Genomic DNA, 18535 nt, shown 5'->3' with positions numbered 1-18535 from the left:
TGATGAGTATGGCCCTGGTGCGTAGGGACGCTCGTCCTCTGGAGATCACGCCCTTTAGGACCTGGGGTCCCCTCTCCCTCCTGGAGGAGGCCAACCGGCTCTTTGAGGAGGTCTTGGGCGACTTCGGCCGGCCCGTGGTGACCTACGTGGCCCCCGCCGATCTCTACGAGACGGACGAGGCCTTGGTCCTGGAGATGGCGGTGCCGGGCCTCGCCCCGGAGGATTTGGAGGTGAGCCTCGAGGGCAACAAGCTCACCATCCGGGGCCAGGTGAAGCCGGCTCAGGATGCCCAGGCGCGCCGCTACTACCTCCAGGAGATCCCCCACGGCTCCTTCGTCCGCACCTTCACCCTTCCCGTGGAGGTCAAGGGGGACGAGGCTAAGGCGGAGTTCCGCCACGGCATCCTCCGGCTCACCCTGCCCAAGGTGGCGGAGGCCCGGGCCAAGCGGATCCCCATCCAGGTGGTCCAGTAAGGGCCTAAAGGGCTAAGGCCCCCGGGGAAGCCCGGGGGCCTTAGGCTTTCCGCAGGGCCTCGGCGAGGCGCTTTAAGGCCTCCTCCAGGACCTCGGGGTAGGTGGCGAAGTTGAGGCGCACGTAGCGCTCGTACCCTTCCCCGAAGCTCTCCCCGGGGTTCAAGGCCACCCGGGCCTCTTTAAGGAGGTGGGCGGCGGCCTTGGGGATCCCCGTGCCCAGCCAGGCCAGGTAGGTCCCCTCCGGGGGGAAGTGGACCAGGCCCAGTTCCTTGGCCCAGGCGGCCACCCGCTCCCGGTTGGCCTTCAAGAGGGCCAGGGTTTCCCGAAGCCAGGGCCCCCCTTCCCTTAGGGCCGCCTTCCAGGCGGCCATGGCGAGGACGTTGGGGAAGGTGTGGGGGAGGTGGCGCTTCAGGGCTTCCACCAAGGGCTTGGGCCCCACCACGGCCCCCATGGGGAGCCCCGCCAGGTTGTAGGCCTTGCCCGGGCCCAAGAGGGTGAGGGTACGCTCGGGAAGGAAGCGGGCCAGGGGCACGTGGGGCCTTTCGTAGGTGAGGGGGGCGTGGAGTTCGTCGGAAACCACGATGAGGTCGTGCTTGCGGGCGATGGCGGCCAGGGCGGAAAGCTCCTCCTCGGTGAAGACCCGGCCTGTGGGGTTTTGCGGGTGGCAGAAGAGGAGGAGGCGGCTGGCGAAGGCCAGGCGTTCCAAACCGGGGAGGTCCAGGCGGTAGCCCTCCTCCGTTTCCCGCAAGGGGTTGGCCAGGAGGGTGCGCTTCTGCTCGCGGATGGCGGCGAGGAAGGGGGGGTAGATGGGAAGCTGGGTCAAGACCCCTTGCCCGGGGGCGGTGAAGGCGGCCACGGCGGCGTAAAGCCCCACCACCACCCCGGGCAGGAAGGCCACCTCTCCCTCGAGGCCCGTGCTCTCCAGGAGGAGGGCCTTGAGCTCCCAATCCCCCTCCCGGGGCGGGTAGCCCAAAAAGCCTTCCGCCCGCTCCTTCAGGGCCCGCACGATGGGCTCGGCCACGGGGAAGTCCATGTCCGCCACCCAAAGGGGCAAGACGTCCTCGGGGTAGGTGCCCCACTTCAGGGAGTCCTTGCGGGGGGGTAGCGTCATGGGTTTATCTTACCGGGGCCTAGGTGTGGTCCTGGACCACCCTAAGGCCCAAGGCTTCCAAGCGTTCCACCAAAGCCCGCACCGCCCCCTTCACCCCCTCGGTGATGAGGGGACTCCCGAAGCGGCTCACCCCGGCGTAGACCCCGTGGGCGCTTGGCCGCACCTCCAGGAGGAGGTCTTGGGTGAGGTCCTCCTCCTCCACGTGGGTGAGAACGTAAAACCCCTTCTCCCCCTTGGCGGTTTCCAAAAACACCGCCACCCCGCCCGAGAGGGGCACGGGGGTTTTCCCTAGCTCCAGGGCTTCGGGTAGGTTTCCTTCCAGTAGGGCGTGGGCCACGGCGTACCTCCTTAGGGGGGGCCAGGGGTGGGGGTCCTCCCCCACCTTGGTGAAGACGGCGTGGAAGAAGGGGCGCCCGGCCTCCCGCCACTTGAGGGCGTACTTGGTCCTCAGGTGGGCCTCCGGGGGCGGCTTCACCTCCACCCGGTAAAGCCCCGTTTTGGCCGCCTCCTCCAGGGCGAAGCGGAAGTAGCCCTCGTGGTCCGTGGTGAGGAGGAGGCTTCCTCCTTCCCTGAGCCGGGTGGAAAGTTTGCGGAAAAAGCCCTCCTGGAGAAGCCGCCTTTCCTGGTGCCGCTTCTTGGGCCAGGGGTCGGGGAAGTTCACGATGACCGCCTCGAGGCCTCCCGCCGGCACCAGGTTCCGCAGGGCAAAGGGGCCTTCCCCGTGGTAAAGGCGCACGTTTTCCACCCCGTGGCGGCGCATCTTCTTGTAGGCCCGTAGGACGCTCGCCGCCGAAACCTCGGCCCCCAGGATGAGCCAGTCGGGGTGGGCCTGGGCCAGCTCCAGGGTGAAGCGCCCGTCCCCGAAGCCGATCTCCAGCACCAGGGGGCCTTCCCGGCCAAAGAGGTCCCGGGGGGAGGGGGGCCAAGCGGGAAGGAGGGCGGGGCGCACCAGCACGAGGGGGCATTATACGGCCTTTTCAAACCCTTTTCACAGGGAGCTGCCAGGCTAAGGGTGGGAGGCGGTTATGGCCCTATTCGGAAGCCTGGATTCCCTGCCCCTGGAGGAGCTCTTGCAGATGCTTTCCCAGAAGGAGGGGGCGTTGGAGCTTTGGAACCTGAAGGAAATTCCTCCCACCACCATCCACCTGGAGCCGGGTTTCATCCGCTCCTTGGAGCAGCGGGGCGAGCCCCTGGACCCCATGGCGGCCAAGGCTGTCCTCCACGCCCTCCTCTTGGCCCGGCAGGGAAGCTTTGAGTTCCTTCCGGGGGTGAGGCCCAAGCACGGGGTGCGCCTGAACCTGCCCGTGCAGAAGGTCCTCCTGGGCCTGATGACCCTGCAGGACGAGCTGGAGCGCTACCGCCCCTACCTCCCCCACCCCGAGGCGGTCTTCCAGGCGGCGGGAAGCTCCCCCGAGGACCCTCGCTTCCGGGACTTCTTCCGCCTCGCCCTGCCCTACCTTAAGCGGGGGGCCTCGGCCAAGGAGCTGGCGGAAAAGCTCCACCTGCCCCTGGACCAGGTGCGCCTCTACCTTTACCGGCTTCAGCTTTTGGGGGCGGTGAAGCGGCTGGAGAGGAAGGCCAGGGCCCATCCCTTGGCCCGGGGCCTCCTGGCCCAGCTTAGGTGGCTATGGAGCCGCTGAAGGTGCTGGTGGCCGGGCCCGTGGGGGCGGGGAAGACCGCCTTGGCCAAAAGCCTCCTGGGGGAGGAGGCCCTGACCACGGAGGCCAAGGCCAGCGAGGACCTGGGCAAGGAAACCACCACCGTGGCCCTGGACTTCGGGACCCTGGCGGTGGGGCCTTACCGGGTCCACCTCTTCGGCGTTCCGGGGCAGGAGCGCTTTGACTTCATGTGGGACGTGTTGGCCGAGGGCGCTTTGGGCCTCCTCTTCCTCGTGGCGGGGGACCGGCCCCACCATCTCCCCGAGGCGCGCAGGATGCTGGACTATTTTCTCTCGCGGCACCCCGTTCCCTACCTGGTGGGGGTAACGCGCCTGGACCTGGGCCGGGCCTGGACCCCGGGGGAGGTGGCCCTCTACCTGCGCCTGCCGGAGGAGCGGGTGATGGGGCTGGACGCCAGGAAGCGGGAGGAGGCCTTTCGGGCGCTTGCTCGCCTTGTGGAGCTAGCCACAGGAGGGGAATGATGCTGGAAGCCATCGTCCTTGCGCACCTGCGGTATCTGGAAAACGTGGAGAAGTTCTTGGAAGGAGGGGAGGAACCGCCCCTCACTCCGCCCACGGAGTGTTCCTTGGGCCGCTGGTACCACGGGGAAGGGGAGAAGGTCTATGGCCACCTTCCCGCTTTCCGGGAGATCGGCCCTCTGCACGAAGCCTTCCACGCCCTCACCGCCCAGGCGGTGAGCCTGAAGAAGGAGGGGCGGGAAGCTGAGGCCAGGGAGAGGATGAACGAGGCTTACCGGCTTTTTGGCAGGATAGAGCACCTGCTCTTGACCCTAGGTCAGTAAAGGGAGGTACGAGGATGACCAGGCAAGAAGAGATTCAGACCCTCATTCGCAGTCTGAGGCAGGCGGTTCCCGAGGTTTCCGGCGTGATGGTGGCCTCGGCGGATGGGCTGCCCATGGTGCACGACTTTCCCGAAGGGGAAGCGGCCAGGATCGCCGCCATGGCCGCCACTTCCTTGGGGCTTGGCAAGCGCATCGCCACCACCTTGCGCCTGGGGGAGTTTCAGGAGACGGTGATCCGGGGCCAAAACGGCTACTTCGTGGTCTATGAGGCGGGGGAGAAGGGGGTGCTGGCGCTGGCGCTTCCCACGGGGGCCAACCTGGGTCTGGTTCACCTCGAGGCCCGGGAGGCCGCCCGCCACCTCAAGGACCTTCTCTGAGGGGGAGCCATGCGCCTCATGGTGGTGGACGACGACCCCTTACAGCGCCGCCTCCTCATGCGGGCCCTGGCCCCCTTGGAGGCCGAGGTGGTGGAGGCCAGGAACGGGCAAGAAGCCCTGGACCTCTTCAAGGACGGCTTTCCCCACGCGGTCCTCACCGACCTTCACATGCCCGTGATGGACGGGCTGGAGCTCACGCGGCGGGTCAAGGCCCTGGACCCCCTTCTTCCCGTCATCCTCCTCACCGCCGATGGGGAGCGGGAGGTGCGCCTGAAGGGGATTGAGGCGGGGGCGGACGACTTCCTGAACCGCCCCGTGGACCTGGCGGAGCTCCGCCTGCGGGTGAAAGGGCATCTGGAGAGGCGGCGCCTGCAGGAGCGCTTGGAGGACTTGGAACGCACCCTCCTCGCCCTCATGCGGGCGGTGGAGATGAAGGACACCTACACCGCCGGCCATGGGGAAAGGGTGGCCCGCTACGCCCTTTGGACGGCGGAGGAGCTGGGGGTCCGGGAGGAGGTGCTGAGGGACCTCTACCTGGGGGCCTTGCTGCACGATGTGGGGAAGATCGCCATCCCCGACCACATCCTGCAGGGCGGCTACACCCTCACCGAGGCGGAGTGGCGTCTTATCCGGGAGCACCCGGTGAAGGGGGATGAGATCCTTAAGCCCCTCAGGGCCCATCCCCGCCTCCGGCCTTACGTGCGCTGGCACCACGAGAAGCTGGACGGCTCCGGCTACCCCGACGGGATCACCGAGGTGCCCCCCTTGGCCCAGGCGGTGGCCGCCGCCGACATCTACGATGCCCTTACCAGCAGGCGCACCTACCGCCACCCCGCTAAACCGGAGGAGGCCTTGGAGGTCCTGAGGGAGGAGGCGGACCAGGGCCGGCTTTCCCAGGAAGTGGTGCGGGCCTTTAGGAGCGCCCTTTTGCGAAACCGCGTTCTGCGCCGCTAAAACCCGTACTCCTCCCAGCGGGCCTCCACCAGGGCCTTGACCTTGGGGTCCATGCGGATCCGCTCGGGCCAGACCCGCTGGAAGCCCTCTTCGGGGAGCTTCCGGGTGCCGTCCAGGACCAAGACGGGGCCTTCTGCCCCGGGCATCACCCGGGCGTCCCGCTCGGGGTCAATGTTGTTGAGCACGGCCCAAAGGAGCTCCGCTGGGGTCAAGGCGGTGTCGGCGTCCGCGAGGAGGAGGAGGCGGATGCCGGCGCTTTGGGGCGTCTTTAAGAGCCTTTCCGCCACCTCCCAGGCCTGGTGGGGCCGCCGCTTCTCCAAGGTGACCCCCCAAAGCCCGGGCCACTGCCGTTGGGCCAGGGCCTCCGGGTCCTCGGGGAGGGCGGTGTGGGCCTTGGGGGTGAAGGGCACTTCCCCTCCCTCTTCGGGAAGCTTGCGCGTGCCGTCTAGGAAGAGCTTCCCCCCGAAGGCGAAGGCGCGGGCGCTGTGGTCCAGGACGTCCACGGGGCCCCGGAGGAGGAGGGTGTCCCGCCCGGGGAGGGCGTGCTTGAGGGCCTCCAAGAGGGCAGCGAAGCCCGGCTTCACGGGCACCTCCCCGTCCACCGCCACGATGACCTTGGCGAACATCATCTGCCCAAGGCCCAGCATCCCGTAGGCCACCTTGTAGGCCTGGCCCGGGTACTCCTTCCTTAGGCTCACGTTCACCCAGTTGTGGGCCACCCCCTCGGGGGGCATGTGGTAGTCCACCACCTCGGGCAGGACGAGGCGCAGGGCGGGGAGGAAGAGCCTTTCCGTGGCTTCGATCAGGTAGGCGTCCTCCATGGGGGGTACCCCCACGATGGTGGCGGGGTAGATGGCCCCTTTGCGGTGGGTGAGGGCGGTGACGTGGAAGCGGGGGTAGAGGTCCACGGGGGTGTAGAAGCCCGTGTGGTCGCCAAAGGGGCCCTCTTCCACCAGGGGCTCTTCGGGGTCAATGTAGCCCTCGAGGACGAACTCCGCCTCCGCCGGCACCGGCAGGTCCACCGTGACCCCCCGGGCGAGCTCCAGAGGGGCTCCCCGGAGGAAGCCCGCCAGGTGGAACTCGCTCACCCCCGGCAAGGGGGGGAGGGGGGCGGTGGCGGCGTAGGTGAGGACGGGATCCCCCCCAAGGGCCACGGCCACCTCCAGCTTTTTCCCCAGTTTTTTGGCCTTCTCCAGGTGGCGCCGGCCCACCTTGTGGAGTTGCCAGTGCATGGCGGTGCTCCTTTGGTCCAGCACCTGCATGCGGTACATGCCGAGGTTGATTTCCCCCGTCTCCGGGTCCTTGGTGATGACGAGGGGCAGGGTGAGGAAGGGCCCGCCGTCCAGGGGCCAGCACGTGAGGATGGGGAGGCGGCTTAGGTCCACCGCCTCGCCCTTATGGACCACCTCCTGCACCGGGGCGCGGCGCACCCGCCTGGGGAAAAAGCCCTTGAGGAGGGGAAGCTTGGGGAGAAGCCCCATGAGGGCGGAAAGCCCCCCCTTGCCCGGGTTCAGGGCCAGGAGGGCCTCCACCTTTTGGGCCAGCTCGTCCAGGTCCTCCACCCCCAGGGCAAAGGCCGTGCGCTCCCGGGTGCCGAAGAGGCCGATGGCCACGGGGAAGTCCTTGCCCAAGACCCGCTCAAAGAGGAGGGCGGGGCCCCCTCCTTTCACCATCCGGTCGGCGATCTCGGTGATCTCCAGCTCGGCGCTCACCGGGACCCGGATGCGCTTGAGCTCACCCCGCGCTTCCAGGGCCTCCAGGTACGCCCGCAGGTTCCTGAACACGCCCGTAAGCTTACCCAAAGGGCAAGGGGGACAAAAGGGGTCTAGACCTCCAACACCCGGTGCTCCAGGCGGAAGCCCTTGGGGTCCCCGTGGACCAGGACCGCCTCCAGGCGCACGGGGAGGTCGTCCCGGCCCAGAAGGTAGCGGGCGCTTTGGAGGAGGCGGGAAAGCTTCCTGGGGGTGATGGCCTCGAGGGGGGTGCCGAAGCGGTCCGTGCGCCGTTGCTTCACCTCCACCACCACGTAGACCCCGTCCTTTTCCATGAGGAGGTCCACCTCCCCAAAGGGGGTGCGGCGGTTTCGCCCAAGGAGCCGGTACCCCTTTTGCAGGAGGTGGGCTAAGGCCAGCTCCTCCGCCCATTTCCCCTTCACGGCACCCACTCCTGGAAGAGCACCCCGTCCAGGTAGAGCCGGAAACGGGCCTCCCCTTGCACGGGGTAGGTACCTTCCAGCCTCAGCCCCGCTTGGCCCATCCCCTCGTAGACCACCCGTTCCCCGCTTTGGTCCAAAAGGACCAGGCGCACCTCCCGCCCCTCCGCCTCCGGCGGAAGGTCTAGGGCCAGGGAAACGCTCCTTTCCGCCCCGGGGGAGGGGCGGGGGGCAGGAGCACCTCCCCCTGGACCGCCACCCGGAGGCGCACCCCGCTCCCTTCGGGCATGGGGGTGCCGGGGGCGGGCTCCTGGGCGATCACGGTGTCCTGGGGGGCGCCGGAGGGTACCTCCTCCACCTCCACCTTGAGCCCGGCGGCGTTGAGGAGGAAGAGGGCCTCCTTGCGGGAAAGCCCCACCAGCCGGGGCAAGGGCCAGGTGGGCCCAGAGGGGGCCCCTTGGGAAAGGAGGAGCCGCACCCCGCCCCCGGGGGCCAAGGGGGTGCCCGCCGGGGGGAAGGTGGCGAGGACCGTACCCAAGGGCTCCGGGCTTGGGAGCTCCGCCACCCCCTCCACCCGGAAGCCAAGCGCCCTAAGCCTGGCCTCCGCCTCTTCCCGCCTAAGGCCCGAGAGCCCGGGCACGGGGTTTAGCCGGGCTTGGTTGAGGGTGAGGCGCACCGTCCGGCCAGCCCTTAGGCGGGTGCCGGGAGGGGGGTCTTGGGCCAGGACCACTTCCTTGGGCTTGGTGGGGTCGTTCCCCTCTTCCACCGCCAGCGTTAGCCCGGTGTCCTTCAGGAGGAGAAAGGCTTCCCGGGCGGTTTTGCCCACCAGGTCGGGCACGGTGTACTCAGGGGGGTTGAAGTAGCGGTAGAGGCCCTGGGAGAGGAGGAAAACCCCCAAGACGAGGAGGAGGACCCCGGGGGCCACCCCCAGGAGGCGGGGCCGGGACCTGGGCTTGAGGGAAGGGGCCCGCCCGCTCAGGGGCCAGGGGGCGAGGTAGGCCACCCCCTCCTCCGCCATGGCCAGGTGCTCCCGGCCGAAGCCCAAGGGGGCCAGGGCTTCCAGGGCTTTCCTGGGCGGGGCCTTGCGGGAAAGGGTCTTTTCCGGGAAGAAGGCGTAGTGGCGGCCGGGTTTGGCGGAGACGTGGGCCTCGAGGAGCCCAAGCTCCATGAGGCGTTTCAGGGCCGCCCGGTAGCGGTAAAAGCGCTCCTTGTCCTCGGGGGTCTTCACGTCAAAGAAGAAGACGAACCCGCCTTCCACCCGGTAGAGGGTGATGCCCTCCCGGCTTTCCAAGGTTTCCAGCACCGGGTAGCGGTCGTCCAAGACCATGCGCCGCCGATTATACCCCTGGCCCTTGCCCCCGCCCCGTATACTCTAAAGGGCTATGTGGGACGTGCTGGTGGTAGGCGGTGGACCTTCGGGCCTTTCTGCGGCCCTTTTCCTGGCCCGGGCGGGCCTGAAGACCTTGGTGTTGGATGGCGGGCGTTCCCAGGTCCTCCAGGTGAGCCAGGTGCCCAACTATCCTGGGCTTCTGGACGAGCCTTCGGGAGAGGAGCTCCTTGCCCGCTTAAAGGCCCACGCCGAGCGCTACGGGGCCGAGGTGCGCCGCGGGGTGGTGAAGGGCGTGAGGGACCTGGGCGGGGTGTTTGAGGTGGAAACGGAAGAGGGGGTGGTGGAGGCGGAAAGGCTCCTCCTTTGCACCCACAAGGACCCCACCCTGCCCTCCCTCCTGGGCCTTAGCCGCAAGGGCACCTTCATTGATACCGACGAGGGAGGGCGCACCAGCTACCCCCGGGTGTACGCCGCCGGCGTGGCCCGGGGCAAGGTGCCGGGCCACGCCATCGTGAGCGCCGGGGACGGGGCCTACGTGGCGGTGCATCTCATCTCCGACCTGCGGGGCGAGCCCTACAAGGACCACGCCAAGTAGGGCCTTCCCTTTCTCATCCTTCCCCCGTAGGGTGGGGAAGGTATGCTCCGCCGCCTCCTCTCCCTCACCCGCCCCCTCTACTGGTTTTACGAGCGCCGCCTCCTCAAGGAGGTGAAGGGGGGGCCCATGCCCCGGCACCTGGGCCTCATCCTGGACGGGAACCGCCGCTACGCCAAGGCCCTTGGGCTTTCCCCCACCAAGGGGCACGAGTTCGGGGTGCACAAGGCCTACGAGGTCCTGGAGTGGTGCCTGGAGATGGGCATAAAGACGGTTACCGTTTGGGTCTTCTCCACGGATAACTTCCGTCGTCCCCCTGAGGAGGTGGAGGAGCTCATGCGCCTCTTCGTGCGGGAGGCGGAAAGGATGGCGGAGGACCACCGGATCCTGGAGCACCAGGTGCAGGTGCGGGTTATCGGGCGGCGGGAGGGGTTTTCCGAGGAGGTGCTAAGGGCCCTTGAGCGCCTGGAGGAGCGCACCCGCCACCACCAGGGCATGGTGCTCAACATCGCCATGGGCTATGGGGGGCGGGAGGAGATTGTGGATGCGGTGAAAAGGCTTCTCCTCGAGGCCGAGGAAAAAGGGCTTGGCCCGGGCCAGGTGGCGGCCTCCCTCACCCCCGAGGAGATCGCCAAAAGGCTTTACACCGCCGGGCTTCCCGACCCCGACTTCATCATCCGCACCTCGGGGGAGATAAGGCTTTCGGGGTTTTTGCTCTGGCAGTCCGCCTATTCCGAGTTCTACTTCGCCGACGTGCTTTGGCCCGAATTTCGCAAGATTGACTTCCTGCGCGCCCTAAGGAGCTACCAGGCCCGGGAGCGGCGCTTCGGGCGTTGACAAAAGGCGGGGTTTCGTATACCCTTACAGGCAAGATGCTGGCCCGTGCGAAAAAACTCGGCCGCCGGGGGGTAGGATAGCCCTCTAAGGGTACCTTATCCCCCGGCCCGAGTTCGGGCCGGTTTTCTTTTTAGGGAGGGGCGCATGCGGGAATGGAAGATTATAGACTCCACGCTTCGGGAAGGTGAGCAGTTTGAGCGGGCGAACTTTTCCACGGAGGACAAGATTGAGATCGCCAAGGCCCTGGACGAGTTCGGCGTGGAATATATAGAGGTCACCACCCCCATGGCCTCCCCCCAGTCCCGCAAGGATGCGGAGGTCTTGGCCTCCTTGGGCCTAAAGGCCAAGGTGGTGACCCACATCCAAACCCGCTTGGATGCGGCCAAGGTGGCGGTGGAGACCGGGGTGCAGGGGATTGACCTCCTCTTCGGCACGAGCAAGTACCTGCGGGCGGCCCACGGCCGGGATATCCCCCGCATCATTGAGGAGGCGAAGGAGGTCATCGGCTACATCCGGGAGCACGCCCCCCACGTGGAGGTGCGCTTCTCCGCCGAGGACACCTTCCGCTCGGACGAGCACGACCTCCTGGCGGTCTACGAGGCCATCGCCCCCTATGTGGACCGGGTGGGCCTGGCGGACACCGTGGGCGTGGCCACCCCTAGGCAGGTCTACGCCTTGGTGCGGGAGGTGCGGCGGGTGGTGGGGCCCAACGTGGACATAGAGTTCCACGGCCATAACGACACGGGTTGCGCCATCGCCAACGCCTACGAGGCCATAGAGGCGGGGGCCACCCATGTGGACACCACCATCCTGGGGATCGGGGAGCGGAACGGCATCACCCCCTTGGGGGGGTTCTTGGCCCGCATGTACACCCTGCAGCCCGAGTACGTGCGGCGGAAGTACAAGCTGGAGATGCTCCCCGAGCTGGACCGCATGGTGGCCCGGATGGTGGGCATAGAGATTCCCTTCAACAACTACATCACCGGGGAGACGGCCTTCAGCCACAAGGCGGGGATGCACCTCAAGGCCATCTACATCAACCCCGAGGCCTACGAGCCCTACCCGCCCGAGGTCTTTGGGGTCAAGCGCAAGCTCATCATCGCCTCCAAGCTCACGGGCCGGCACGCCATTAAGGCCCGGGCGGAGGAGCTCGGCCTCCACTATGGGGAGGAGGAGCTGCACCGCATCACCCAGCACATCAAGGCCCTAGCGGACCGGGGGCAGCTCACCTTGGAGGAATTGGACCGCATCCTCAGGGAGTGGATCACAGCATGAGCTTAGAGGCGGCGGAACTCCTCTTCGGTGAGGCCTACATCTTTGAGGATGCCGAGAAAGGTGCCTCGCTTGAGCTCCTTGCGGTGGAAGGGAACCACGGTACGGCGTCCGTCGGGGTGGAGGAGAACCCGGTCGCTTCCCTTACCGCCTACCTCCTCGAGGCCCAGCTTTTTGAGCTTCCGCACCACCTCTTCGGGCCTAGGCGGCATGGATCTCCGCTTCCACCCACTCTTCCTGGGGTTCGGGGATGGGCAGGCCCTTGGCCTTTAGGGCTTCCAGCATGGCCTCGAGGGCTTCTTGGGCATTGCGGATGGCCTCCTCGCGTGTATCCCCATCGGAGCGCACCCCGGGCACGGCGGGCACCTCGGCGAGCCAGACGCCAGGTTCGTCTGGGTCTGGGTACACGCGAATCCAATACCGTCCCATGGCTTTAGTATAGGAGGGCAAAATGGGCTTAACCCTAGCGGAAAAGATCCTCTCCCACAAGGCAGGGCGCCAGGTGCGGGCGGGGGAACTGGTGGTGGTGGAGGTGGACCAGGTGATGGTGGTGGACTCCATCGCCGGAAGCTTCTTTAAGCGCCTAGCGTACCTGGAAGCCACCCCCCGCTACCCCGAGCGGGTTTCCATCGTCATTGACCACGTGGCCCCGGCGGCCAACCTGGAGGTGGCCAAGGCGCAGAAGGAGATCCGGGAATGGGGCAGGCAGCACGGTATCCGGGTCTTTGACGTGGGCCGGGGGGTGTGCCACCAGGTCCTCATGGAGGAGGGCCTGGCCCAGCCTGGCTGGATTGTGGTGGGCTCGGACTCCCACTCCACCACCTACGGGGCCGTGGGGGCCTTCGGCACGGGCATGGGGGCCACGGACATCGCCCTGGCGGCGGCGAGCGGCCGCACCTGGCTAAGGGTGCCGGAGAGCGTCAAGGTGGTCTTCCGGGGAAGGCTTCCCAAAGGGGTCACGGCCAAGGACGCCGCCCTGGAGATGGTCCGGCTCCTCACCGCCGAAGGCGCCACCTACATGGCGGTGGAGATCCACCTGTTGGACGGGGCGGAGGCTCTCTCCCGGGGGGAGCGCATGACCCTGGCCAACCTCACGGTGGAGGCGGGGGCCAAGGCGGGGCTTGTGGTGCCGAGCGGGGAGATACTGGAGATGTACTGGGTGCCCGAATGGCTCTACCCCGACCCCGACGCCCAGTACGCCCGGGAGGTGGAGATTGACCTTTCCACCCTTACCCCCAGGGTTTCCGTGCCCTTCTACGTGGACAACGTGCACGAGGTGGCGGCGGTGAAGGGGAAGCGGGTGGACCAGGTCTTCATCGGCACCTGCACCAACGGGCGCCTCGAGGACCTGAGGGCGGCGGCGGAGGTGCTAAGGGGCAGGAAGGTGGCCCCTTGGGTGCGGCTCCTCGTGGTGCCCGCCTCAAGCCAGGTCCTGGAGGAGGCGGCCAAGGACGGCACCCTCCTCACCCTCCTGGAGGCGGGGGCCACCATCGGCACCCCGGGGTGCGGCCCCTGCATGGGGCGGCACATGGGGGTCCTGGCCCCCGGGGAGGTGTGCGTCTCCACCTCCAACCGCAACTTCCGCGGGCGCATGGGGGCTCCCGACGCCGAAATCTACCTGGCAAGCCCCCGGGTGGCGGCGGCGAGCGCCGTGGCCGGGTACCTCACCACCCCGGAGGAGCTGGAGGTGGCCCATGCCTAGGGTGTGGAAGTTCGGCGACCAGATCAACACGGACGATATCCTTCCCGGGAAGTACGCCCCCTTCATGGTGGGGGAGGACCGCTTTCACCGGTTCGCCTTCGCCCACCTGAGGCCCGAGTTCGCCCAGGAGGTGCGCCCTGGGGATATCCTGGTTTTCGGCCGGAACGCCGGGCTTGGCTCCAGCCGGGAGTACGCCCCCGAGGCCCTGAAGCGCCTCGGGATACGGGCGGTCATCGCCAAGAGCTACGCCCGCATCTTCTTCCGCAACCTGGTGAACCTGGGGATTATCCCCTTTGAAGCGGAGGAGGTGGTGGATGCCCTAGAGGACGGCGACGAGGTGGACCTGGACCTGGAAAGGGGGGTTTTGCGGAAGGGGGACCAAACCTTTTCCCTCCGCCCCCCGCCCCCTTTTCTCCTGGAGGCGCTCAAGGAGGGTTCGCTTCTGGACTACTACAAGAAGCACGGGCGCTTCCCGGGGGAGTAAACTTTGGACATGGAGGACCTAGAGATCGTCTGTCCGGTGTGCGGCGAGGCCAGCCTGGTGTTGGCCGAGGATTTGGAGACCCTCGAGGTGGGGGATGTCCTGGAGTGCGAGGCCTGCGGGGCCTTTTTGGAGGTGGTTTCCCTGGACCCCTTGGAGGTGGAGGTGACGGAGGAGGGCCTGGAAGGCTTCTTCGTGGACTGCCCCCGTTGCGGCTACACCTTTGAGGTGTCCGAGGAGGACCAAGGCCAGGAGGTGCAGTGCCCCGAGTGCGGCTTTGGCTTTGTTCCCGATTGGAGTGAAGTGGAAGAGGAGGACGAGGAATGGTAGCGACCTGTCCCGAATGCGGTGCGGAGATTCGCCTGGAAAACCCCGAGCTTGGCGAGCTGGTGGTCTGCGAGGACTGCGGGGCGGAACTTGAGGTGGTGGGGCTAGACCCCTTGCGCCTCGAGCCCGCCCCCGAGGAAGCGGAGGACTGGGGCGAGTGAGGCCCTGAGGACCTAGGGGAAGGCTTCCTGGCCTTCCCCCTTTTCTGAACCATGCTGGCCATCCTGTACGACCGCATCCGCCCCGACGAGAAGATGCTCTTTGAAAGGGCTGAGGCCCTGGGCATCCCCTACAAGAAGGTCTATGCTCCCGCCCTGCCCATGGTCCTTGGGGAGAGGCCCGAGGCGCTAGAGGGGGTCACGGTGGCCCTGGAGCGGTGCGTGAGCCAAAGCCGGGGCCTGGCCGTGGCCCGCTACCTCACCGCCCTGGGCATCCCCGTGGTGAACCGGCCCGAGGTGATGGAAACCTGCGGGGACAAATGGGCCACCAGCGTGGCCTTAGCCCGCGCCGGTGTACCCCAGCCCAGGACCGCCCTCCTCACCGATACCGAGGAGGCCTTGAAGCTCATGGAGGCCTGGGGCTACCCCGTGGTCCTCAAGCCTGTTATCGGGAGCTGGGGCCGGCTTCTCGCCAAGATTACCGACCGGGAGGCGGCGGAGGCCATCCTGGAGCACAAGGAGGTCCTGGGGGGCTTCCAGCACCAACTCCTCTACCTGCAGGAGTACGTGCGGAAGCCCGGGCGGGACATCCGGGTCTTCGTGGTGGGGGATAGGGCCATCGCCGCCATCTACCGCAAAAGCCCCCACTGGATCACCAACACCGCCCGGGGCGGGCAGGCGGAGAACTGCCCCCTCACCGAGGAGCTCGCGGGGCTTGCTGTGCGGGCGGCCGAGGCCGTGGGGGGCGGAGTGGTGGCCATTGACCTCTTTGAGTCCGAGCGGGGGCTTTTGGTGAACGAGGTGAACCACACCATGGAGTTCAAGAACTCCGTGCACACCACGGGGGTGGATATCCCCGGGGAGATCCTGCGCTACGCCTGGGAGGTGGCCCGTGGATAAGAGGACCGTTTCCATCGTGGGGGCTTCGGGGTACGCCGGGGGGGAGTTCTTGCGCCTGGCCCTCTCCCACCCCTACCTGGAGGTGAAGCAGGTGACCTCGAGGCGCTTCGCCGGCGAGCCCGTGCACTTCGTCCACCCCAACCTCAGGGGGAGAACGAACCTCAAGTTCATCCCCCCGGAGAAGCTGGAGCCCGCCGACATCCTGGTCCTGGCCCTGCCCCACGGGGTCCTGGCCCGGGAGTTTGACCGCTACGCCGCCCTAGCCCCCATCCTCCTAGACCTCTCCGCCGACTTCCGGCTTAAGGACCCCGAGCTTTACCGGAAATACTACGGGGAGCACCCCCGGCCCGACCTCTTGGGCCGCTTCGTCTACGCCGTGCCCGAGCTTTACCGGGAGGCCATAGGGAAGGCGGACTGGATGGCGGGGGCCGGGTGCAACGCCACCGCCACCCTGCTCGGGCTTTATCCCCTCCTGAAGGGCGGGGTGCTCAAGCCCACCCCCATCTTCGTGACCCTCCTCATCTCCACCTCCGCCGCCGGGGCCGAGGCCACCCCGGCGAGCCACCACCCGGAGCGGGCGGGGTCCATCCGGGTCTACAAGCCCACGGGCCACCGCCACACCGCCGAGGTGGTGGAAAACCTTCCGGGCCGCCCCGAGGTCCACCTCACCGCCATCGCCACCGACCGGGTCCGGGGGATCCTCATGACCGCCCAGTGCTTCCTGCAGGACGGCTGGAGCGAAAGGGACGTGTGGCAGGCCTACCGCGAGGCCTACGGGGCGGAGCCTTTCGTCCGCCTGGTAAAGCAGAAAAAGGGCGTCCACCGCTACCCCGACCCCCGCTTCGTCCAGGGCACCAACTACGCCGACATCGGCTTTGAACTGGAGGAGGACACGGGCAGGCTCGTGGTCATGGTGGCCATAGACAACCTGGTGAAGGGCACCGCCGGCCACGCCCTCCAGGCCCTGAATATCCGCATGGGCTGGCCGGAGACCCTGGGCCTGGACTTCCCCGGGCTCCACCCCTAGGAGGTGCGCCGTGATCGTGGTCAAGGTGGGCGGCGCCGAGGGCATCTCCTACGAGGCGGTGGCTAAGGATGCGGCCTCCCTTTGGCGGGAGGGGGTGCGGCTTATCCTGGTCCACGGAGGGAGCAGCGAGACCAACAAGGTGGCGGAGGCCCTGGGCCACCCGCCCCGCTTCCTCACCCACCCTGGGGGGCAGGTGAGCCGCCTCACGGACCGCAGGACCTTGGAGATCTTTGAGATGGTCTACTGCGGCCTGGTGAACAAGCGCCTGGTGGAGCTCCTCCAACGGGAAGGGGCCAACGCCATCGGGCTTTCCGGGCTGGACGGGAGGCTTTTCGTAGGGCGTAGGAAGACCGCGGTGAAGTACGTGGAAGACGGGAAAGTCAAGATCCACCGCGGGGACTACACGGGCACGGTGGAAGAGGTGAACCGGGCCCTTTTGGACCTCCTTTTGGGGGCGGGCTACCTTCCCGTGCTCACCCCCCCCGCCCTGAGCTACGAGAACGAGGCCATCAACACGGACGGGGACCAGATCGCCGCCCTCCTCGCCACCACCTACCAGGCGGAGGCCTTGGTGTACCTCTCCAACGTGCCGGGGCTTCTCGCCCGCTACCCGGACGAGGGGAGCCTGGTGCGGGAAATCCCCGTGGACCGGGTGGAGGACCCCGAGTACCTGGCCCTGGCCCAGGGGCGGATGAAGCGGAAGGTCATGGGGGCGGTGGAGGCGGTGCGGGGCGGGGTGAAGCGGGTGGTCTTCGCCGACGCCCGGGTGGAAAACCCCATCCGGCGCGCCCTGGCCGGGGAAGGCACCGTGGTACGCTAGGCCCATGGCGCGCTTTGCCCTGGTCCTCCACGGCCACCTCCCCTACGTGCGGGCCCACGGGATGTGGCCCTTTGGGGAGGAGACCCTCTACGAGGCCATGGCCGAAACCTACCTGCCCCTTCTCAGGGCCTTGGAAAGGCTTTGGCAGGAAGGGGTGGAGGCCCGCTTCACCCTGGGCATCACGCCCATTTTGGCGGAGCAACTGGCGGACGCCCGCATCCGGGAAGGCTTTTGGGCCTACGCCCAGGACCGCTTGGAGCGGGCCCAAGGGGACTACCTCCGCTACCAGGGCACGGAATTGGAGAAAAGCGCCCGCCACCAGGTGGGGTTTTGGGAGCTCACCCTGGACCACTTCCACTCCCTTTCCGGGGAGATCCTCCCCGCCTTCCGCCGGGCCCAGGACCGGGGCCAGGTGGAGCTCATCACCTCCAACGCCACCCACGGCTACTCGCCCCTTCTGGGTTACGACGAGGCCCTTTGGGCCCAGATCAAGACCGGGGTGGCCACCCACCGCCGCCACTTCGCCCAGCACCCCACGGGGTTTTGGCTGCCGGAGATGGCCTACCGCCCCAGGGGGCCTTGGAAGCCCCCGGTGGAGGGCCCACCGGAGGGAATTCGGGCAGGGGTGGACGAGCTTTTGATGCGGGCGGGCATCCGCTACACCTTCGTGGACGCCCACCTGGTCCAAGGGGGAAAGCCCCTTGCCCCTTACGGGGAAGCCAGCTTGGGGCCCGTGGAGAGCGGGGAAGCCACCTTGTACGTCCACGAGCTGGAGTCGGGCCTTAGGGTGCTCGCCCGCAACCAGGAGACGGCCCTGCAGGTCTGGAGCGCCGATTACGGCTACCCCGGGGAAGGGCTATACCGGGAGTTCCACCGCAAGGACCCCCTTTCCGGGCTCCACCACTGGCGGGTGACCCACCGCAAGGCGGACCTCGCCGCCAAGGCCCCCTATGACCCCGAGGCGGCCTTCGCCAAGGCGCGGGAGCATGCGGCCCACTTCGTGGGCCTGGTAAGGCGGCTTGCCCAGGGGCACCCGGAAGGGGTGATCCTCGCCCCCTACGACGCCGAGCTTTTCGGCCACTGGTGGTACGAGGGGGTGGCGTGGCTGGAGGAGGTCCTGCGCCTTCTCGTCCGGGAGGAAGGGGTGCGGGCGGTGACGGCCAAGGAGGCGGTCCAGGGGCCTGCCCTCCGCGCCGCCTTGCCCGAGGGGTCCTGGGGCCGGGGGGGGGACCACCGGGTCTGGCTCAACGAGGCTACCCGGGACTACTGGCGGCGGGTGTACCGGGCGGAGGGGGCCATGCGGGAGGCGGTGCGGCGGGGGGTTTTGCCCCCTAAGGTCCTGCAGCAGGCCATGCGGGAGCTTCTCCTCCTCGAGGCCTCCGACTGGCCCTTCCTTATAGATACGGGCCAGGCCCGGGAGTACGCCGAGGAGCGGTATAAGGCCCATGCGGAGCGGTTTTTCCGCCTCCTCCAAGGGGTTTCCCCAGAGGAGCTCAAGGCTTTGGAGGAGGAGGACAACCCCTTTCCCGAGGCCGACCCTAGGCTCTACCTGGGCCTTTAGG

The 18535-nt window shown here is 67.7% G+C and carries 23 protein-coding genes and 1 pseudogene; 17 read left to right on the top strand and 7 right to left on the bottom strand.

The annotated features are described in order from the left end of the window. Window positions 1-8 precede the first annotated feature (8 nt). Window positions 9-473 (top strand): Hsp20/alpha crystallin family protein, encoded by a 465-nt coding sequence (locus A0O31_RS04320; RefSeq protein WP_039455224.1) that lies wholly within the window; start codon window positions 9-11, stop codon window positions 471-473. Between the two features lie 40 nt (window positions 474-513). On the opposite strand, the gene A0O31_RS04315 is transcribed toward A0O31_RS04320, so the two are convergent. After that, on the bottom strand, window positions 514-1584 hold the full coding sequence (locus tag A0O31_RS04315; protein WP_071676822.1) for a cystathionine beta-lyase: 1071 nt from the start codon (window positions 1582-1584) through the stop codon (window positions 514-516). A gap of 19 nt (window positions 1585-1603) precedes the next feature. Next, a complete protein-coding gene (gene trmB, locus A0O31_RS04310) occupies window positions 1604-2539 on the bottom strand; it encodes a tRNA (guanosine(46)-N7)-methyltransferase TrmB (protein ID WP_071676821.1) in 936 nt (311 codons plus the stop codon). Window positions 2540-2609: 70 nt separating this feature from the next. Here trmB and A0O31_RS04305 point away from each other — a divergent pair, with 70 nt between their 5' ends. The 5 genes from A0O31_RS04305 to A0O31_RS04285 are packed head-to-tail and all read left to right on the top strand — an operon-like array spanning window position 2610 to window position 5375. Then, complete coding sequence (locus tag A0O31_RS04305) at window positions 2610-3224, top strand: DUF4388 domain-containing protein (RefSeq protein WP_071676820.1); 615 nt, start codon at window positions 2610-2612, stop codon at window positions 3222-3224. Further along, window positions 3212-3724, top strand: coding sequence for a GTP-binding protein (locus A0O31_RS04300; RefSeq protein WP_039455230.1), 513 nt, complete (start codon window positions 3212-3214; stop codon window positions 3722-3724). Before A0O31_RS04305 ends, A0O31_RS04300 begins: the two co-directional genes overlap by 13 nt. After that, a complete protein-coding gene (locus A0O31_RS04295; RefSeq protein WP_071676819.1) occupies window positions 3724-4044 on the top strand; it encodes a CZB domain-containing protein in 321 nt (106 codons plus the stop codon). The genes A0O31_RS04300 and A0O31_RS04295 overlap by 1 nt, the downstream gene beginning before the upstream one ends. A gap of 14 nt (window positions 4045-4058) precedes the next feature. Next, window positions 4059-4421, top strand: a complete 363-nt coding sequence (locus tag A0O31_RS04290; RefSeq protein WP_039455234.1) for a roadblock/LC7 domain-containing protein — start codon at window positions 4059-4061, stop codon at window positions 4419-4421. Window positions 4422-4430: 9 nt separating this feature from the next. After that, a complete protein-coding gene (locus A0O31_RS04285) occupies window positions 4431-5375 on the top strand; it encodes an HD-GYP domain-containing protein (protein WP_071676818.1) in 945 nt (314 codons plus the stop codon). On the opposite strand, the gene A0O31_RS04280 is transcribed toward A0O31_RS04285, so the two are convergent. The 3 genes and pseudogenes from A0O31_RS04280 to A0O31_RS04270 form a co-directional block, all read right to left on the bottom strand. Beyond that, complete coding sequence (locus tag A0O31_RS04280; protein ID WP_071677915.1) at window positions 5372-7159, bottom strand: menaquinone biosynthesis decarboxylase; 1788 nt, start codon at window positions 7157-7159, stop codon at window positions 5372-5374. The two genes, A0O31_RS04285 and A0O31_RS04280, sit on opposite strands and share 4 nt — an antisense overlap. 41 nt (window positions 7160-7200) lie before the next feature. Then, window positions 7201-7539, bottom strand: a complete 339-nt coding sequence (locus tag A0O31_RS04275; protein ID WP_071676817.1) for a YraN family protein — start codon at window positions 7537-7539, stop codon at window positions 7201-7203. Beyond that, window positions 7527-8854, bottom strand: a pseudogene (locus A0O31_RS04270) (PASTA domain-containing protein). Before A0O31_RS04270 ends, A0O31_RS04275 begins: the two are co-directional and overlap by 13 nt. A 55-nt stretch (window positions 8855-8909) precedes the next feature. Between A0O31_RS04270 and A0O31_RS04265 the strand changes: the two are divergent. The 3 genes from A0O31_RS04265 to lysS all read left to right on the top strand — a co-directional run bounded on the left by A0O31_RS04265 (window position 8910) and on the right by lysS (window position 11561). Continuing rightward, window positions 8910-9452 (top strand): NAD(P)/FAD-dependent oxidoreductase, encoded by a 543-nt coding sequence (locus tag A0O31_RS04265; protein ID WP_071676816.1) that lies wholly within the window; start codon window positions 8910-8912, stop codon window positions 9450-9452. A gap of 42 nt (window positions 9453-9494) precedes the next feature. After that, complete coding sequence (locus A0O31_RS04260; protein ID WP_071676815.1) at window positions 9495-10286, top strand: isoprenyl transferase; 792 nt, start codon at window positions 9495-9497, stop codon at window positions 10284-10286. Between the two features lie 144 nt (window positions 10287-10430). Beyond that, window positions 10431-11561 (top strand): homocitrate synthase, encoded by a 1131-nt coding sequence (lysS, locus tag A0O31_RS04255; protein ID WP_071676814.1) that lies wholly within the window; start codon window positions 10431-10433, stop codon window positions 11559-11561. Between the two features lie 2 nt (window positions 11562-11563). Here the strand turns inward: lysS and A0O31_RS04250 are convergent, their stop codons facing one another. Next, window positions 11564-11770, bottom strand: coding sequence for a type II toxin-antitoxin system HicA family toxin (locus A0O31_RS04250; protein ID WP_071676813.1), 207 nt, complete (start codon window positions 11768-11770; stop codon window positions 11564-11566). Continuing rightward, on the bottom strand, window positions 11760-11987 hold the full coding sequence (locus tag A0O31_RS04245) for a type II toxin-antitoxin system HicB family antitoxin (RefSeq protein WP_071676812.1): 228 nt from the start codon (window positions 11985-11987) through the stop codon (window positions 11760-11762). Before A0O31_RS04245 ends, A0O31_RS04250 begins: the two co-directional genes overlap by 11 nt. Window positions 11988-12009: 22 nt before the next feature. Between A0O31_RS04245 and A0O31_RS04240 the strand changes: the two genes are divergently transcribed. Genes A0O31_RS04240 through A0O31_RS04205 form a run of 8 tightly spaced genes read left to right on the top strand, consistent with a single transcriptional unit; the run spans window position 12010 to window position 18534 of the window. Then, window positions 12010-13260, top strand: coding sequence for a 3-isopropylmalate dehydratase large subunit (locus A0O31_RS04240; protein WP_071676811.1), 1251 nt, complete (start codon window positions 12010-12012; stop codon window positions 13258-13260). After that, window positions 13253-13744 carry a LeuD/DmdB family oxidoreductase small subunit gene (locus A0O31_RS04235; protein WP_071676810.1) on the top strand — a complete coding sequence of 164 codons (492 nt, stop codon included), beginning with the start codon at window positions 13253-13255 and terminating at the stop codon, window positions 13742-13744. The genes A0O31_RS04240 and A0O31_RS04235 overlap by 8 nt, the downstream gene beginning before the upstream one ends. A 9-nt stretch (window positions 13745-13753) precedes the next feature. Continuing rightward, window positions 13754-14071: a TFIIB-type zinc ribbon-containing protein gene (locus tag A0O31_RS04230; protein WP_071676809.1), complete on the top strand. Its 318-nt coding sequence runs from the start codon at window positions 13754-13756 to the stop codon at window positions 14069-14071. After that, entirely contained in the window at window positions 14065-14229 is a 165-nt protein-coding gene (lysW, locus tag A0O31_RS04225; protein ID WP_039455264.1) for a lysine biosynthesis protein LysW, read from the top strand. The genes A0O31_RS04230 and lysW overlap by 7 nt, the downstream gene beginning before the upstream one ends. A 51-nt stretch (window positions 14230-14280) precedes the next feature. Then, window positions 14281-15126 (top strand): lysine biosynthesis protein LysX, encoded by an 846-nt coding sequence (gene lysX, locus A0O31_RS04220; protein WP_071676808.1) that lies wholly within the window; start codon window positions 14281-14283, stop codon window positions 15124-15126. Beyond that, the gene (gene argC / locus A0O31_RS04215; RefSeq protein ID WP_071676807.1) at window positions 15119-16153 is read left to right on the top strand and encodes an N-acetyl-gamma-glutamyl-phosphate reductase; all 1035 of its coding nucleotides are present in this window, start codon (window positions 15119-15121) and stop codon (window positions 16151-16153) included. The genes lysX and argC overlap by 8 nt, the downstream gene beginning before the upstream one ends. A gap of 10 nt (window positions 16154-16163) precedes the next feature. Further along, a complete protein-coding gene (locus A0O31_RS04210) occupies window positions 16164-16973 on the top strand; it encodes a [LysW]-aminoadipate kinase (RefSeq protein WP_071676806.1) in 810 nt (269 codons plus the stop codon). Between the two features lie 4 nt (window positions 16974-16977). Continuing rightward, on the top strand, window positions 16978-18534 hold the full coding sequence (locus tag A0O31_RS04205; RefSeq protein ID WP_071676805.1) for a 1,4-alpha-glucan branching protein: 1557 nt from the start codon (window positions 16978-16980) through the stop codon (window positions 18532-18534). The last annotated feature ends 1 nt before the right edge of the window (window position 18535 follow it).

Origin of the sequence: Thermus brockianus (assembly GCF_001880325.1) — a bacterium.
Taxonomy (GTDB): domain Bacteria; phylum Deinococcota; class Deinococci; order Deinococcales; family Thermaceae; genus Thermus; species Thermus brockianus.
Note: the sequence above shows the minus strand (reverse complement) of the source record. Positions and strands in the feature narration are given on the sequence as shown.